Raw genomic sequence first — 13,114 nt, 5'->3', positions numbered from 1 at the left:
CGCGCCCAATGTCCCCCTTGCAGCTACTCGATGTGCGCGGCCTGCCGCCGCCGGAACCGTTCATGCAGATCATGGCCGCACTGGCCGAACTGCCGCCGCATGGCAGCCTGCGCGTGCTGATTCACCGCGAGCCGTTCCCCTTGAATGAGGTGTTGCGCGAGCAAGGTTATCGCTGGCAGACCTTGCCGCAAGCGGCTGGCGAATTCGAGATCCTGATCGGGCGCGCGGCATGAATCTCTCCGCGCTCAGCACCGAGCAGTCGCCACCGATCGCCTTGCCGTTTGCCTTCTTCGCCGTCGCGCCGCTGTTCCTGCTGCTGGCCGCGCTGTTGCTGCTCACTGCTGCCGACGCGCCGTTCGCCGCCCCACACACCCCGGAATTGCTGGCCGCCACCCACGCCATCACACTCGGCTGCGTGGCGGCGGTGATGCTGGGCGCACTGCAACAGATTCTGCCGGTGCTGGTGGGCAGCCCGCTGAGCGGTGCGCGCTGGGTGGCGGGCAGCGTCTGGTTGCTGTGGCTGGCCGGCGCGCTGGCACTGGTCGCGGGATTTCGCTTCGGCTTGCCGCCGCTGCTCCACGCGGCATGGGGTTTGCTCGGCAGCGCGTTCGCCATTTTCATCACCGCCTGCCTGATTAGCCTCGCGCGCGCGCCGGCGCGCAACATCACCTGGCTGGGCTTGCTGCTGGCGTTTCTTTCCCTGGCGGTTGCCGTCGTGCTGGGCGCGTTGCTGGCGCACGGCTATGCCAGCGGGCTGGCCCTGCCCTATGCCGCCTGGGCGGCGCTGCATATCAAGCTGGCGCTGGGCGGCTGGGTGCTGCTGCTGATCGTCGGCGTGTCCTATCAGGTGGTGCCGATGTTCCAGCTCACGCCCGCGTATCCCGCCTGGCTGACGCGCCTTCTGGCCCCGCTGCTGTTCGCCAGCCTGTTACTCAGCATCGCGGCAAGGGGAGCGGGATACGAACCGCTCGCCACGGCGGGTGAGATTTTGTTCTGGTCGCTGGCCATCAGCTTCGCCGTGGTCACGTTGCAGTTGCAACGGCAGCGCCGCCGCCAGGTCGCCGACACCACGCTGGATTTTTTCCGCAGCGGCATGCTCGCCCTGCTGTTCGCCGCCGCCGCGTCCTTGCTGGCGCGCGGCTGTCCGCTCACCCACGACAGCCTGCGTCTGTTGTCCGCGCTCGCGTTCGTGCTGGGTTTTGCGTGGTCGGTCATCTGCGGCATGCTGTACAAGATCATGCCGTTCCTGGTGTGGTTCCACCTGTTTCGCGGCGGCATGCAGGCAGGCATCCCCAACATGAAGCAGATCATCCCGGCACGCTGGATGCGCTGGCATTACCGCGTGCAGCTTGCCACGCTGCTGGCCGCGGCGGGCGTGCCCTTCTGGCCATCGGCCAGCACCGCATTGGCACTGGGACTGCTGGCGCAGGGACTGTTGCTGGGCGCGGCCGTACTCACCGCATGGAGGATTTATCGCTCGCACCTGCGCCGCCTGGCGCAGCCCGTTTCTGCGACCTGACGCGCCGGCGCACCATTGATGCTTCAGTAGGAATAACGCAGGCTGCCACTCACGTTGCGGCGCGGCTGCAAATAATAGTGGGCAGACTGCGGGTTCCTGTCATCTACGCCGTGCACCTGTTCTTGCGCCATCTGGTTGACGGTCTTCAACCCAAGGATCGTTTCCAAGCCAACCTTGGCCTTGAATGCCACCCCCAATACTTTTCGTTTCGTCTCGCTCATGGCCCGTTTCCCTCTCGTGTCGGGCTGGCGCTTAATCTATCGTCTTAAATTCTGAAGGGCGCTATAGTTCCCAGCGTTTCGGTGCCCCGGCAGATGAACACCTGTCGAACCTGCGCGGCAGCCTTTTATCCATGCGCCCGCCGGCACTGGATACAATACCCGCCTCGCATCGCTTGCCACCTGACCCCATGACAAAGACACCCAACAACAGCCGAAACAGCAACGCCGTCTATCGCACGGACTACACGCCGCCCACTTACCTCGTCGAGCAAGTCGAACTCGGCTTTGATTTGGATGCTGACAACACGTTAGTCAGTGCGCATCTGGTAATGCGGCGCAATCCGCTGGTGCCTGCGGCCGCACTGCAATTATTCGGCACGGATCTGGAGCTGGTGTCGCTACGCATGAACGGCAAATCGCTCAGGGCGCGCCGCGACTATGTTTTATCCGAAGGCGCGCTGGACATTCCGCATGCACCTGATGCGGTGGAGCTGGAAATCGTGACGCGCATCCATCCCGCGCGAAACACTTCGTTGATGGGCGTGTATGTGTCGAACGGGAATTTTTTCAGTCAGTGCGAAGCGCAAGGGTTTCGCAAGATCACCTACTTCCCCGACCGCCCAGACGTGATGGCGCCTTACACCGTGATGTTGCGTGGAGACAAGGCCAAATATCCAGTGCTGTTGAGCAACGGCAATTTGATCGAACAGGGCGATCTGGGCGACGGCAGGCATTACGCCAAGTGGCAGGACCCGTTCAACAAACCCTCGTACCTGTTCGCCTTGGTGGCGGGTAATCTGGTGTGCCAGGAAGAACGATTCAAGCTGCAATCTGGACGCAAGGTATTGCTGCAAGTGTGGGTGGAGCCGGGCAATCTGGACAAGACCGACCACGCGATGCAGTCCCTGAAAAAGAGCATCCGCTGGGACGAGCAGCGCTTCGGGCTGGAGCTGGATCTGGAACGCTTCATGATCGTGGCGGTGGGCGACTTCAACATGGGCGCGATGGAGAACAAGGGGCTGAACATCTTCAACACAAAATATGTGCTGGCCAATCCGCGCATCGCCACCGACAGCGATTACGACAACATCGAATCGGTGATCGGCCACGAGTATTTCCACAACTGGACGGGCAATCGCGTGACCTGCCGCGACTGGTTCCAGCTCTCGCTGAAAGAAGGCCTGACGGTGTTCCGCGATCAGGAGTTCTCTGCGGATATGGTGGGCACGGACACGGGACGGGCGATGAAACGCATCGACGACGTGCGCGGCCTGCGCCAGGTGCAGTTTGCCGAGGACTCCGGGCCGATGGCGCATCCGGTGCGCCCCGACAGCTATGTGGCGATCGACAACTTTTACACCGCGACCGTGTACGAAAAAGGCGCGGAAGTGGTGCGCATGTACCAGACCCTGCTCGGGCGCGACGGCTTCCGCAAAGGCATGGATTTGTATTTTGCACGCCATGACGGTCAGGCCGTCACCTGCGATGATTTTCGTGCCGCGATGGCGGATGCCAACGGGCACGACCTGCGCCAGTTCGAGCGCTGGTACAGCCAGGCCGGCACGCCGCAGGTGCATGTCAAGACCACTTACGACCCTGCCGCCAACAGCTATGACGTGACCCTCACCCAAAACTTGCGCAACAAGGCTGATATGCCGTTGCATATTCCATTCGCGCTGGGTTTGCTGGATGCGCAGGGAGCCGAGATGCCGTTATATCTGGCGGGAAAGAAACAAACTGAAACCACCTGTGTGCTGGAACTGACCCAGACGCAACAGACTTTCCGTTTCACGCAGGTGATGCACCGCCCCACCCCGTCGCTGCTGCGTAACTTCTCCGCGCCCGTGGTACTCGATTACGCCTACCGCGACGATGAACTCCTGCATTTGCTCAAGCACGACCGCGACCCGTTCAACCGCTGGGAAGCGGGACAACGCCTGGCGCAGCAACGCTTGTTGGGACTGGTTGCGCAAGTGCAGGCCGGTGCGGCATTGGTGCTGGATGCGCTGTTCATCGACGCGCTGCGCAGCACCTTGCTGGATGAAACGCTCGCGCCCGGTTTGCGCGAACAGGTGTTGAGCCTGCCCACCGAAAGCGTGCTGGCCGAACAATGCAAGATCATCGACCCGCACGCCATCCATCATGCGCGACAGTTCATGCGGCGCACGCTGGCGCAATCGCTCAGGGCGGAATGGATTGCCACCTATGAGGAAAATTTAACCCCGGGCACATACCGCCCCGATGCGCAATCCGCAGGCAAGCGCGCGCTGAAGAACCTGTGCCTGTCCTACCTGCTGGAATGGGACGACGAAAGCACGGTGCAATTAGCCCTCGCGCAAGAAGCAACGGCAAACAACATGACCGACCGTCAGGCCGCGCTCGCGGTGCTGGTGCAGCGCGATCCGCACACGCCCGCCCTGCAACGCTTCTACGCGGACTTTGGCGACGAGCCGCTGGCCGTGGACAAATGGTTCAGCCTGCAAGCCACTGCGCGGCGCAACGATGTGCGCGCCATGCGCCGCTTGCTGCGGCACCCCGCCTTCACCCTGAACAACCCGAACCGCGCGCGCAGCCTGATCTTCAGCTTCTGCAACGCCAACCCCGCGCAGTTCCACGCGCAGGACGGCAGCGGCTACGCGTTCTGGGCAGAGCAAGTCATCGCCCTCAACAAGATCAACCCGCAAGTGGCGGCGCGGCTGGTGCGCAGCCTGGATCACTGGAAGAAATACCCGCCGCAGTTGCGCGATCAAATGCAGGCCGCGCTGCAACGGGTCGCACAGGAAAAACGGTTATCCAAAGACGTGCTGGAACTGGTGCAAAAGGCGCTGGGGTAGCGGCCGATGCGGCCTGTTCCGTTCGCAGGGCCTCGCGCATAAAATGCACGAGGAACCCGGAGGTCTCTCAATCTGTTTGCGATCATTGCCCGGATTCGCATTATCATCGCAACCGGATCGATCCAAACCGTCACGGAGGCCCTCATGCAAAAACTGCTTCTTTCCCTCGTCCTGTGCTGTCTTTCCGTTACTGCCGCATTCGCCGCCGTGCAGGGCAGGGAGGTCAGCTATCGCGCCGGCGGCACTACGCTGAAAGGCTGGATCGCTTACGACGACGCGATAAAAGGCAAACGCCCGGCGGTGCTGGTGGTGCATGAATGGTGGGGGCACAACGCCTATGCGCGCAAGCGCGCCAACATGCTGGCGGAGCTGGGCTATGTTGCGCTCGCGGTGGATATGTATGGCGACGGCCGGCAGGCGCAGCACCCGGACGATGCGGGCAAGTTCGCCACCGAAGTCTCGCAGAACAAACCCATGGCCAAGGCGCGCTTCGAAGCGGCGATGAACGTGCTGCGCCGCCAACGCCGTGTGGATGCGCACAGACTGGCGGCCATCGGTTATTGCTTCGGCGGTTCGGTGGCGCTGAACATGGCGCGCGCGGGTGAGAATCTGAAAGGCGTGGCGAGTTTTCACGGCGGCCTCGCCACCGATGTACCGGCCCAGGCGGGCAAGGTGAAGGCAAAGGTGCTTTCCTTCACCGGTGCCGACGACAAGATGATCCCCGCCGCGCAGGTCGCCGCCTTCGAGCAGGAGATGCGCAATGCGGGCGTGAACTACCGGGTCGTGGTGTATCCCGGCACCATGCACAGTTTCACCAATCCGGAGGCGGACGAATACGGCAGGAAGTTCAATCTGCCCCTGGCCTACAACGCCGAGGCAGACCGCGACTCCTGGGCGCAGTTGCAAACTTTTCTGGCCGACGTGCTGAAATAAGCGCGCATGGCTGGCGCGACGAAACTCCGCGTCCTGATCCTCGGCTACGGGGAGATGGGACATGCCATGGAATACCTGCTGGCAGCGCGGCACGATGTGCGCATCTGGAACATGGGCGAGGTGGTGCGCGGCCAGCATGCGACGCTGGAGGAGGCAGTTGCCGCAGCGCAGGTGATTCTGTTCTGCCTGCCGGTCAACCCGCATTTCGAGATTGCCCGTCGCATCGCGCCGCATCTGCCCGCCGACAGCTTGTGTCTGACCATTGCCAAGGGACTGGACGAGTCGGGACGCACGGCGGCGCAGGTGTTCGAACGGCTATTCGCGGACACGCATCATTACGGCGTGGTGTACGGCCCGATGATCTCGGAAGAGTTGCGCGCGGGACGCCACGGTTTTGCCGATGCGGTGTTGTCCGCGGCAGCGGATTTCGCGGTGGTGCATCGCCTGTTTCGCGGCAGCACGCTGGTATGCCAGCAGGCCTCCGACTTGCACGGCAGGAGCTGGTCGGTGATCCTGAAGAACGTGTACGCCATCCTGTTCGGCGTAGCGGACGAACTGCGGCTCGGCGACAACATGCGCGGGCATCTGATGGTTGCAGCCATCGCGGAGTTGAGCGCCATCGTGCAGTCGTTCGGTGGCAAGGCCAACACGCCCTACAGCTATGCCGGGCTGGGCGATCTGCTGACCACGGCAACCAGCGCGGATTCGCACCACCATGAGCTCGGCCGCAGGCTGGCGCGCGGCGAGTGGGACGACATTTCCGGGGAGGGTGTGCACACCCTGCAGATGGTGGAGAAGTTTTGCCTGTTCGATTGGCGCAGCTATCCGCTGTTCGCGCTGGCGCACGACATGGTCACTGCGCCGCCGGCGCTGGATCGGCTGCTGCAGGCGTATCTGCGTCAATTGCGCGAGGTGGAGCGTTGCGCGATCTGAAGCACGCCCAGCCCCACCTCGTCGTCTCGATTTCCGGTCACGGCTTCGGCCACCTGGCGCAGACCGCCCCCGTCCTGAACCGGCTGCATCAACTCCTGCCCCGGATGCGCCTGACGGTGCGCTCGGGCCTGCCGCTGGCGCATCTGCGCTCCCGCATCCATGTTCCGTTCGCGCATCTGGGCAGCGAGGGCGACCTTGGCATGGCGATGTCATCAGCGCTCGATGTGCTGGCCGCAGAGAGCCGCGCGGCATTTGCCCGGTTCCATGCGGGATGGGAGAGGCGCGTAGCGGACGAGGCGCGCCTGTTGCGCGAACTCGGTGCGGACATGGTGTTTGCGAACGTGGGCTATCTGCCGCTGGCGGCGGCGCAGCACGCGGGCATCGCCAACGCGGCGCTGTGTTCGCTCAACTGGTTTGACATCTACCGTCATTACTGCGGCGATGATGACATTGCGGCACGGATGTTCGCCAGCTATGCACAGGCCGATGCCTTTCTGCGCGCCACGCCGGGCATGGCCATGGCGACGTTGCCCAATCTCGTGCCGGTCGCCCCCGTCGCCGACAGCGGCGCAAACCGGCGCGACGAACTGGATCGCCATCTGGGCTTGTCGCGGGAAGAACGGCTGGTCCTGGTGAGCCTGGGCGGCATCGCCAGCCGCTTGCCGCTCGAAGGCTGGCCGCGCATCGACGGGGTGAGCTGGCTGGTGCAGGAAAGCTGGCAGGTCCGGCATCCGGACGCCATCGTGCTTGAATCGTTGCCGCTCCCTTTCAGCGATCTGCTGGCCAGTTGCGATGCATTGCTGTGCAAACCGGGCTACGGCAGCTTCGTCGAAGCGGCATGCAGCGCGGTGCCGGTGGTGTATGTGAACCGTGCCGACTGGCCGGAATCGCCCGCGCTGATTGCGTGGCTGCAACAGCACGGCACCTGCCGCGAAGTGTCACGCACGATGCTGGAACGCGGCGACCTCGCCGGAGCACTTCACGCGGTGTGGCGAGCGCCGCGACGGGAACCGATCATTCCGCGCGGGAACGATGACGTTGCAAACTGGCTGGCCCATCACCTGCCGGGCGATTCATGATCCGGGCGTGATGGCCCGTTTCGCCAAACCGGAAAGGCATGCCGGAACCAGGCACGTGCTGCGGGTTGTATCGTGCTCGCGATTCATTGCTGCGGAGCACCGCGCTCGACCGGCAACCCCGCTTCCGCCCAGCGCACCATGCCGCCGTCAACGCTGAATACCTGGGTGAATCCGGCCTCCTGCAACTGCTGCACAGCCCGTGCCGAACGCCGGCCGGAGTGACAAATGACCACAACCGGCCGGTCTTTGTATGACGCAATTTCACCCATGCGCGACGACAATTGCCCCAGCGGCAGCAATCGGCTGTTCGGTGCGCGAAACTCCGCGTATTCGTCAGGCTGCCGCACATCCAGCAGCAGTGCGCCCTGCGCCTGCATCTCCGCCGCCTGCTTGACTTCGACCAGCGGAACGTTGTCCGCCCTGCAACCGGCAATGCTCAGCAAAAAAACACCGAGTGCAAATAATGCATAACGAAACTTCATGGGTGCCTCCTTATGTTTATGGCCTCGCGCCATCGTTGTGAGACTGGCGCGCCGAATTAGTGGTGATGGCCGCCGTCGCCATGCACATGCCCGTGGCTCAACTCTTCTGCCGATGCGGCGCGCACGCCGGTGACGACCCCGGAGAAGGTAAGCGCCTTGCCCGCCAGTGGATGATTGCCATCGACCGTGACTTGATCGTCGCTCACGTCGGTCACGGTGTAGAGCATGAAGTCATCGTCATCATCTCCTTCCGCGCCGCCCTCGAATTGCATGCCGACCGCGACTTCCGCCGGAAACATGCTGCGCGGCTCGACGCGCACGAGGTCATGTTCGTATTCGCCGAAGGCATCGTCCGCCTGCATGCTGACCGCGAACCGGTCGCCGACCGCTTTGCCTTGCAGCGCCTCTTCCACCAGCGGGAAGATGCCATCGTAGCCCCCGTGCAGATAGCTGATCGGCTCGCCGGCCTTTTCGATCAGCGCGCCATCGGCATCGGTCAATTCATAGGTCAGTGAGACCACTGCGTTCTTTTCGATCTTCATTGCATTTCCTTTATCAGTTTAAGTATTTCCTGCGGATGTCCGTGCGCGTGGACATCGTATAAAACGTGGCGCAGTTTCCCTTGTTTATCGATGACGAAGGTCGAGCGACGGATGGCCAGTTTCTGTTCCCCGTCGATTTCCTTTTCGTACAGCACCCCGTATTTCCGGCACACCCGCCCTTCCGGATCGGACAGCAGCAGCACCGACAGGCCGTACTTGTCGCGGAACGAAGCATGGCTGATGCAATCGTCGCGGCTGATCCCGATCACCCGGGTGTCGCGCGCGGCAAACTCCTCTTCGAGATCGCTGAATTCGTTCGCCTCCATCGTGCATCCCGGCGTGTCGTCGCGCGGATAAAAATACAGCACGACGTGCTGTTTGTCCTGCAGGGATGCCAGTCTGAAGGGATGCATGTCGGCATCGGGCAACTCGAAATGCGGAGCGGCCATGCCGGCCTGAAGCGATACAACTTGTATTGGCATAACTCCTCCTGGAGGTGGCATTCTATCCAATTTTGCACCGCGCGCACGGCTGAATTTGCTTTCCATTACCCGCACCGGGGATATAATCCGCGCATGAAAAATCTCCTGCTTGGCGGCATCACCCCGCAACAATTCCTGCGCGATTACTGGCAAAAGAAGCCGCTGCTGATCCGTCAGGCCGTGCCCGGTTTCGCCGGTCTGCTCGACCCGCAACAACTGATCAAACTCGCCTGCAACGAGGATGCGCAGGCGCGCATCGTCACGCAGCGGGGCGGTCGCTTCGGCCTGCAATGCTCGCCTTTGACGGCCGGTGATTTCAGCGGATTGTCGAAGCAAGGCAAGTGGTCGGTGCTGGTGCAGGGCGTCAATCATTTCCTGCCCGAGGCGGCGGAATTGCTCAAGCGCTTCAGCTTCATTCCGCATGCGCGCCTGGACGACCTGATGGTGAGTTACGCGCCCAAAGGGGGCGGTGTCGGCCCGCATTTCGACATCTACGACGTGTTCCTGTTGCAGGGTTATGGCCATCGGCGCTGGCAGATTTCCACCCAGCAAGATCAGACCCTGATCGAGGGCACGCCGTTGCGGGTCCTCAAGGACTTCAAGGTGGCGCAGGAATGGGTGCTGGCGCCGGGCGACATGCTCTATCTGCCGCCGCAATGCGCGCACAACGGCATCGCCGAAGACGATTGCATGACCTACTCCATCGGTTTCCGCACGCCCTGGTATCAGGAGTTGGCGGAGCAGTTCCTCGTCTATCTGCAGGATCGCATCGAAATCGGCGGCACCTATGCCGACCCCGACCTGAAACTGCAGAAGCATCCCTCCGAGATTGGCAAGAAGATGCTGAAACAGGTGGCGGCGGAAATCCGCAAGGTGCGTTGGGACGACGAGGACGTGGCGAACTTCCTCGGTTGTTACCTGAGCGAACCCAAGCCGCACATCTTTTTCGATGCGCCCACCAGGCCGCTGTCGCGCCCCCGCTTCGCGCTCGCCGTGGCGAAGCGTGGCGTGACGCTGGACCTGAAGACCTTGATGCAGTGCTACGGACACACGGTGTTCATCAACGGCGAGGCCTGTCCGCTGAAGAAGTCCAGCTACCGCATCCTGCGCCAGCTGGCCGATACGCGCGAACTGCCGCCTGCGCAATCGCTGCCGGAAGAAGCCGCCGCGCTGCTGCATGAGTGGTATCTGGCCGGTTATCTAGCACCGAAAGCGGGGAAATGACGATGGGTGAAGACACGCTGCAACACACCCCTTTCGACGGCGCGGCTGATTATGTTGCGGCGCTCGACCGGATTTGCGCTGCCGCACAGCACAGCCTGCTCATCTTCGAAAAGGATTTCTCCGACATCGGTTTCAACAGCGAGGCGCGTTACGACACCCTGCGCCATTTCCTGCTCGGCGGCAGCACCCACCGCCTGCACCTGCTGGCACACGACACCCAACACCTCGTCCGATTCTGTCCGCGCATGATGCTGCTGTTGCGCGAATTCGGGCACAGCATGGCCATCTTCCAGACTCCCCCGCACTTGCAGAAGGTGACCGAGCCGTTTGCCGTTGCCGACAACGCCCACTACGTGCGCCGTTACCATTTCGACGACACGCGCGGACTGCTGGCGCTCAACGATCCGCAAGGTGCGCGCGAACTGCATTCCCGTTTCGAGGAAATGTGGCAATCCTCCCATTCCGGCGCCGCCCCCACCCGTCTCGGCCTGTAATTTGGGGGCGGGGAAATTTTTTATCCGTTCCCTTCAGGCAATCACGCGCCAATCCAGTCCCGTTTCCTGGGTTGCGACTGCAATCTCTTCCGCCGCACAAGACAAGGTCGCGCTCAAGGCGCGCACCGCCAGTTCCGGCGTGTTGTTATGCGCGCTCAAGTGCGCCGCCACGATGTGCTGCAGACAGCCCGTGTCCAGACGCGCCAGAAAGTCTGCCGCCTGTTCGTTGTTCAGGTGGCCGAAACGCCCGCCCACCCGCTGTTTGAGACTGGCCGGATAGCGACCGTTGCGCAACATCGCTTCGTCATGATTGCATTCGAGTACCAGCGCGTGACACCCGGCCAGCGAGGCTTCGATGTGCGGTGTGACATGCCCGGTGTCGGTCAGCACACCCAGACGGCGTGCGCCGTCGCTGAACCCATATTGCACCGGCTCGCGCGCGTCATGCGGCACCAGAAAGGGCTGCACCTCGATGTCGCCGATGACGATGCGATGATGGGGATTGAGTTCGGTGACCGCGATATCCGCGAACGCGGCACGCTGCATCAGCAAGCTGCCGTGCGTCATCCATACCGGCAGTTTGAATTTGCGTGCCAGCCGCGCCACGCCGCCGATATGGTCGCTGTGTTCGTGGGTGACGAGGATGCCGTTGAGTTGTTCGGCCTGCAGGCCGAGACGGGCCAGTCGGGACTCGGTCTCGTTGACCGAGAAGCCGCAATCGAGCATCAGGGTGGTGCGACCGGCCTGCACCAGCAGCGCGTTACCCTCGCTGCCGCTGCCAAGCAAGGCAAAGCGCATCGCTGCCGTCACGGCACCATGCGTTGTTGAAGCGATTCCAGCAGGCGCGCGGCCGCGTCCTGCGGCGCCCCCTCGACGGTCACCACAGAAACACCGGCGGTTTCGACGACATGCAGTTGCGCTTCGGACTTGGATTTTGCCTTGTCGCCGATCTTCAGGAAATACACGCCTTTGCTGCGATCCCGGTCCATCGGTTTGATGGCCGCTTGAGTCAGCGCCACATCCACCGTGCGCCATGCCCGCTCGAAGGGCTCGGACAACAAAATAAAGTGGGTTGCGCCCACTTTCATCAGTTTCGCCGGCATCGGCTGCGCCTGGGCCGGCACCACCAGCGGCGCGGGCGCAACACAGGGCGCAACCGGCCCTTTCGGCGCGTGCGCAAAATCAGAATAGCTGGCGACCCGGGTACCGTCCGGCGCGGCTGATTCAAGCGGAGTGGCCGTGGCCGGCGCAACCAGATCAGGCGGCACTTCGAGCGGCTGTACCGCAACCGCCCCCGCCGTGTAATCCGACTGACCGATCCCGAACAGGCTGCACCCCGCCAGCAACGACACAACGGTGATTCCGGATACGATATTCCTGACCTGCATGACGACTCCCATTCAAATGACTCCTGCCTGACGCATCGCCGCTTCCACCTGCGGTTGCACCGCGGACGAAAGCGGGGTCAGGGGTAAACGCAGCACGTTCTTTATTTTGCCCATCCGCGCCACCGCCCATTTCACCGGAATGGGGTTGGCTTCGACGAACAGTTTGCGATGCAGACCGAGCAACTGGAAATTGATCGCGCGCGCGCGGGCGACCTCGCCGCGCAACGCCGCCGCACACATCTCGTGCATCAGCTTCGGCGCGACGTTGGCGGTGACCGAGATGGTGCCGTGCGCCCCCAGCAGCATCAGCGCCAGCGTGCTGGCATCGTCGCCGCTGTAGATGGCAAAATCCCCGATGGAGTCCTTCAACAAAGCAGCGCGCTGCAGCAGATCGCTGCCGCGCTCGATGCCGCCGGTCGCATCCTTGATGCCGACGATGTTGGGAATCTCCGCCAAGCGCAGCACCGTGTCGTTGTGCAGATCGCAGCCGGTACGCCCCGGCACGTTGTACAGGATGTGCGGCATGTCCACCGCCTCGGCGATGGCTTTGAAATGCCGGTACAACCCTTCCTGCGTCGGTTTGTTGTAATACGGCACGACCGTGAGCGAAGCATCGGCGCCGGCCTTTTTGGAGAAGGTCGCCAGCTCGATCGCTTCCCGGGTCGAGTTCGCCCCGGTGCCGGCGATGATGGGCACGCGCTGGCCGGCGTGCTTCACCGCTTCCGCGATGAGCAGCTCATGCTCTTCCACATTGACCGTGGGGGATTCGCCGGTGGTGCCGACCACCACGATGGCGTCGGTGCCCGCGTCGATATGGAAATCGATCAAGGCGCGGAACGCCGCCAGGTCGAGACTGCCGTCCTCATGCATCGGGGTGACGATTGCTACGATACTTCCCGTGATCATGATCTCTGCCACAAAAAGAAAGGCCGCATTCTAACCCAATCGACCGCTGTCACGCGACAGAAGCGAGGTGCCTGTGG

At 62.7% G+C, this 13,114-nt stretch carries 15 protein-coding genes; 8 read left to right on the top strand and 7 right to left on the bottom strand.

The window, feature by feature from the left end; genetic code table 11:
* Positions 1-8 precede the first annotated feature (8 nt).
* Both ACKTSJ_RS03540 and ACKTSJ_RS03535 read left to right on the top strand, forming a co-directional pair.
* The gene (locus tag ACKTSJ_RS03540; RefSeq protein ID WP_407897448.1) at positions 9-233 is read left to right on the top strand and encodes a DUF2249 domain-containing protein; all 225 of its coding nucleotides are present in this window, start codon (positions 9-11) and stop codon (positions 231-233) included.
* Positions 230-1,519: a hypothetical protein gene (locus ACKTSJ_RS03535; protein WP_407897446.1), complete on the top strand. Its 1,290-nt coding sequence runs from the start codon at positions 230-232 to the stop codon at positions 1,517-1,519. The genes ACKTSJ_RS03540 and ACKTSJ_RS03535 overlap by 4 nt, the downstream gene beginning before the upstream one ends.
* A gap of 23 nt (positions 1,520-1,542) precedes the next feature.
* Here the strand turns inward: ACKTSJ_RS03535 and ACKTSJ_RS03530 are convergent, their stop codons facing one another.
* Positions 1,543-1,740, bottom strand: a complete 198-nt coding sequence (locus ACKTSJ_RS03530) for a hypothetical protein (RefSeq protein ID WP_407897444.1) — start codon at positions 1,738-1,740, stop codon at positions 1,543-1,545.
* A gap of 188 nt (positions 1,741-1,928) precedes the next feature.
* Between ACKTSJ_RS03530 and pepN the strand changes: the two genes are divergently transcribed.
* The 4 genes from pepN (at position 1,929) to ACKTSJ_RS03510 (ending at position 7,519) form a co-directional block, all read left to right on the top strand.
* Complete coding sequence (gene pepN / locus ACKTSJ_RS03525) at positions 1,929-4,574, top strand: aminopeptidase N (protein ID WP_407897442.1); 2,646 nt, start codon at positions 1,929-1,931, stop codon at positions 4,572-4,574.
* 144 nt (positions 4,575-4,718) lie between these two features.
* Complete coding sequence (locus ACKTSJ_RS03520; RefSeq protein ID WP_407897440.1) at positions 4,719-5,507, top strand: dienelactone hydrolase family protein; 789 nt, start codon at positions 4,719-4,721, stop codon at positions 5,505-5,507.
* A 6-nt stretch (positions 5,508-5,513) separates the two neighbouring features.
* Positions 5,514-6,440, top strand: coding sequence for a hypothetical protein (locus tag ACKTSJ_RS03515; RefSeq protein ID WP_407897438.1), 927 nt, complete (start codon positions 5,514-5,516; stop codon positions 6,438-6,440).
* Positions 6,428-7,519 carry a hypothetical protein gene (locus ACKTSJ_RS03510; RefSeq protein ID WP_407897436.1) on the top strand — a complete coding sequence of 364 codons (1,092 nt, stop codon included), beginning with the start codon at positions 6,428-6,430 and terminating at the stop codon, positions 7,517-7,519. Before ACKTSJ_RS03515 ends, ACKTSJ_RS03510 begins: the two co-directional genes overlap by 13 nt.
* A gap of 83 nt (positions 7,520-7,602) precedes the next feature.
* Here ACKTSJ_RS03510 and ACKTSJ_RS03505 read toward each other — a convergent pair whose 3' ends face one another.
* From ACKTSJ_RS03505 to ACKTSJ_RS03495, 3 genes are read right to left on the bottom strand one after another with little or no spacing between them, the layout of a single operon-like run.
* Positions 7,603-8,001, bottom strand: a complete 399-nt coding sequence (locus tag ACKTSJ_RS03505; protein ID WP_407897434.1) for a rhodanese-like domain-containing protein — start codon at positions 7,999-8,001, stop codon at positions 7,603-7,605.
* A 56-nt stretch (positions 8,002-8,057) separates the two neighbouring features.
* Positions 8,058-8,543 carry a peptidylprolyl isomerase gene (locus ACKTSJ_RS03500; protein WP_407897432.1) on the bottom strand — a complete coding sequence of 162 codons (486 nt, stop codon included), beginning with the start codon at positions 8,541-8,543 and terminating at the stop codon, positions 8,058-8,060.
* Positions 8,540-9,025: a peroxiredoxin gene (locus ACKTSJ_RS03495; protein ID WP_407897430.1), complete on the bottom strand. Its 486-nt coding sequence runs from the start codon at positions 9,023-9,025 to the stop codon at positions 8,540-8,542. The genes ACKTSJ_RS03500 and ACKTSJ_RS03495 overlap by 4 nt, the downstream gene beginning before the upstream one ends.
* A 93-nt stretch (positions 9,026-9,118) precedes the next feature.
* Here ACKTSJ_RS03495 and ACKTSJ_RS03490 point away from each other — a divergent pair, with 93 nt between their 5' ends.
* A complete protein-coding gene (locus tag ACKTSJ_RS03490; RefSeq protein WP_407897428.1) occupies positions 9,119-10,249 on the top strand; it encodes a JmjC domain-containing protein in 1,131 nt (376 codons plus the stop codon).
* Positions 10,250-10,251: 2 nt separating this feature from the next.
* On the top strand, positions 10,252-10,743 hold the full coding sequence (locus ACKTSJ_RS03485) for a hypothetical protein (RefSeq protein ID WP_407897426.1): 492 nt from the start codon (positions 10,252-10,254) through the stop codon (positions 10,741-10,743).
* A 33-nt stretch (positions 10,744-10,776) separates the two neighbouring features.
* On the opposite strand, the gene ACKTSJ_RS03480 is transcribed toward ACKTSJ_RS03485, so the two are convergent.
* Genes ACKTSJ_RS03480 through dapA form a run of 3 tightly spaced genes read right to left on the bottom strand, consistent with a single transcriptional unit; the run spans position 10,777 to position 13,037 of the window.
* Entirely contained in the window at positions 10,777-11,541 is a 765-nt protein-coding gene (locus ACKTSJ_RS03480; protein ID WP_407897541.1) for an MBL fold metallo-hydrolase, read from the bottom strand.
* A gap of 8 nt (positions 11,542-11,549) precedes the next feature.
* Positions 11,550-12,143, bottom strand: a complete 594-nt coding sequence (locus ACKTSJ_RS03475; protein WP_407897424.1) for a hypothetical protein — start codon at positions 12,141-12,143, stop codon at positions 11,550-11,552.
* Positions 12,144-13,037: a 4-hydroxy-tetrahydrodipicolinate synthase gene (gene dapA / locus ACKTSJ_RS03470; protein ID WP_407897422.1), complete on the bottom strand. Its 894-nt coding sequence runs from the start codon at positions 13,035-13,037 to the stop codon at positions 12,144-12,146. It abuts the gene before it with no gap.
* Positions 13,038-13,114: the final 77 nt, after the last annotated feature.

Origin of the sequence: Ferrigenium sp. UT5, assembly GCF_045866295.1 — a bacterium.
Lineage (GTDB): Bacteria > Pseudomonadota > Gammaproteobacteria > Burkholderiales > Gallionellaceae > Sideroxyarcus.
Note: the sequence above shows the minus strand (reverse complement) of the source record. Positions and strands in the feature narration are given on the sequence as shown.

Coding starts and splice junctions, on each gene's coding strand:
- ACKTSJ_RS03495 (WP_407897430.1), bottom strand. CDS start 9,025: ATGCCAATACAAGTTGTATCGCTTCAGGCCGGCATGGCCGCTCCGCAT.
- ACKTSJ_RS03490 (WP_407897428.1), top strand. CDS start 9,119: ATGAAAAATCTCCTGCTTGGCGGCATCACCCCGCAACAATTCCTGCGC.
- dapA (WP_407897422.1), bottom strand. CDS start 13,037: ATGATCACGGGAAGTATCGTAGCAATCGTCACCCCGATGCATGAGGAC.
- ACKTSJ_RS03515 (WP_407897438.1), top strand. CDS start 5,514: ATGGCTGGCGCGACGAAACTCCGCGTCCTGATCCTCGGCTACGGGGAG.
- ACKTSJ_RS03500 (WP_407897432.1), bottom strand. CDS start 8,543: ATGAAGATCGAAAAGAACGCAGTGGTCTCACTGACCTATGAATTGACC.
- ACKTSJ_RS03520 (WP_407897440.1), top strand. CDS start 4,719: ATGCAAAAACTGCTTCTTTCCCTCGTCCTGTGCTGTCTTTCCGTTACT.
- ACKTSJ_RS03530 (WP_407897444.1), bottom strand. CDS start 1,740: ATGAGCGAGACGAAACGAAAAGTATTGGGGGTGGCATTCAAGGCCAAG.
- ACKTSJ_RS03480 (WP_407897541.1), bottom strand. CDS start 11,541: ATGCGCTTTGCCTTGCTTGGCAGCGGCAGCGAGGGTAACGCGCTGCTG.
- ACKTSJ_RS03505 (WP_407897434.1), bottom strand. CDS start 8,001: ATGAAGTTTCGTTATGCATTATTTGCACTCGGTGTTTTTTTGCTGAGC.
- ACKTSJ_RS03535 (WP_407897446.1), top strand. CDS start 230: ATGAATCTCTCCGCGCTCAGCACCGAGCAGTCGCCACCGATCGCCTTG.
- ACKTSJ_RS03540 (WP_407897448.1), top strand. CDS start 9: ATGTCCCCCTTGCAGCTACTCGATGTGCGCGGCCTGCCGCCGCCGGAA.
- ACKTSJ_RS03485 (WP_407897426.1), top strand. CDS start 10,252: ATGGGTGAAGACACGCTGCAACACACCCCTTTCGACGGCGCGGCTGAT.
- ACKTSJ_RS03475 (WP_407897424.1), bottom strand. CDS start 12,143: ATGGGAGTCGTCATGCAGGTCAGGAATATCGTATCCGGAATCACCGTT.
- pepN (WP_407897442.1), top strand. CDS start 1,929: ATGACAAAGACACCCAACAACAGCCGAAACAGCAACGCCGTCTATCGC.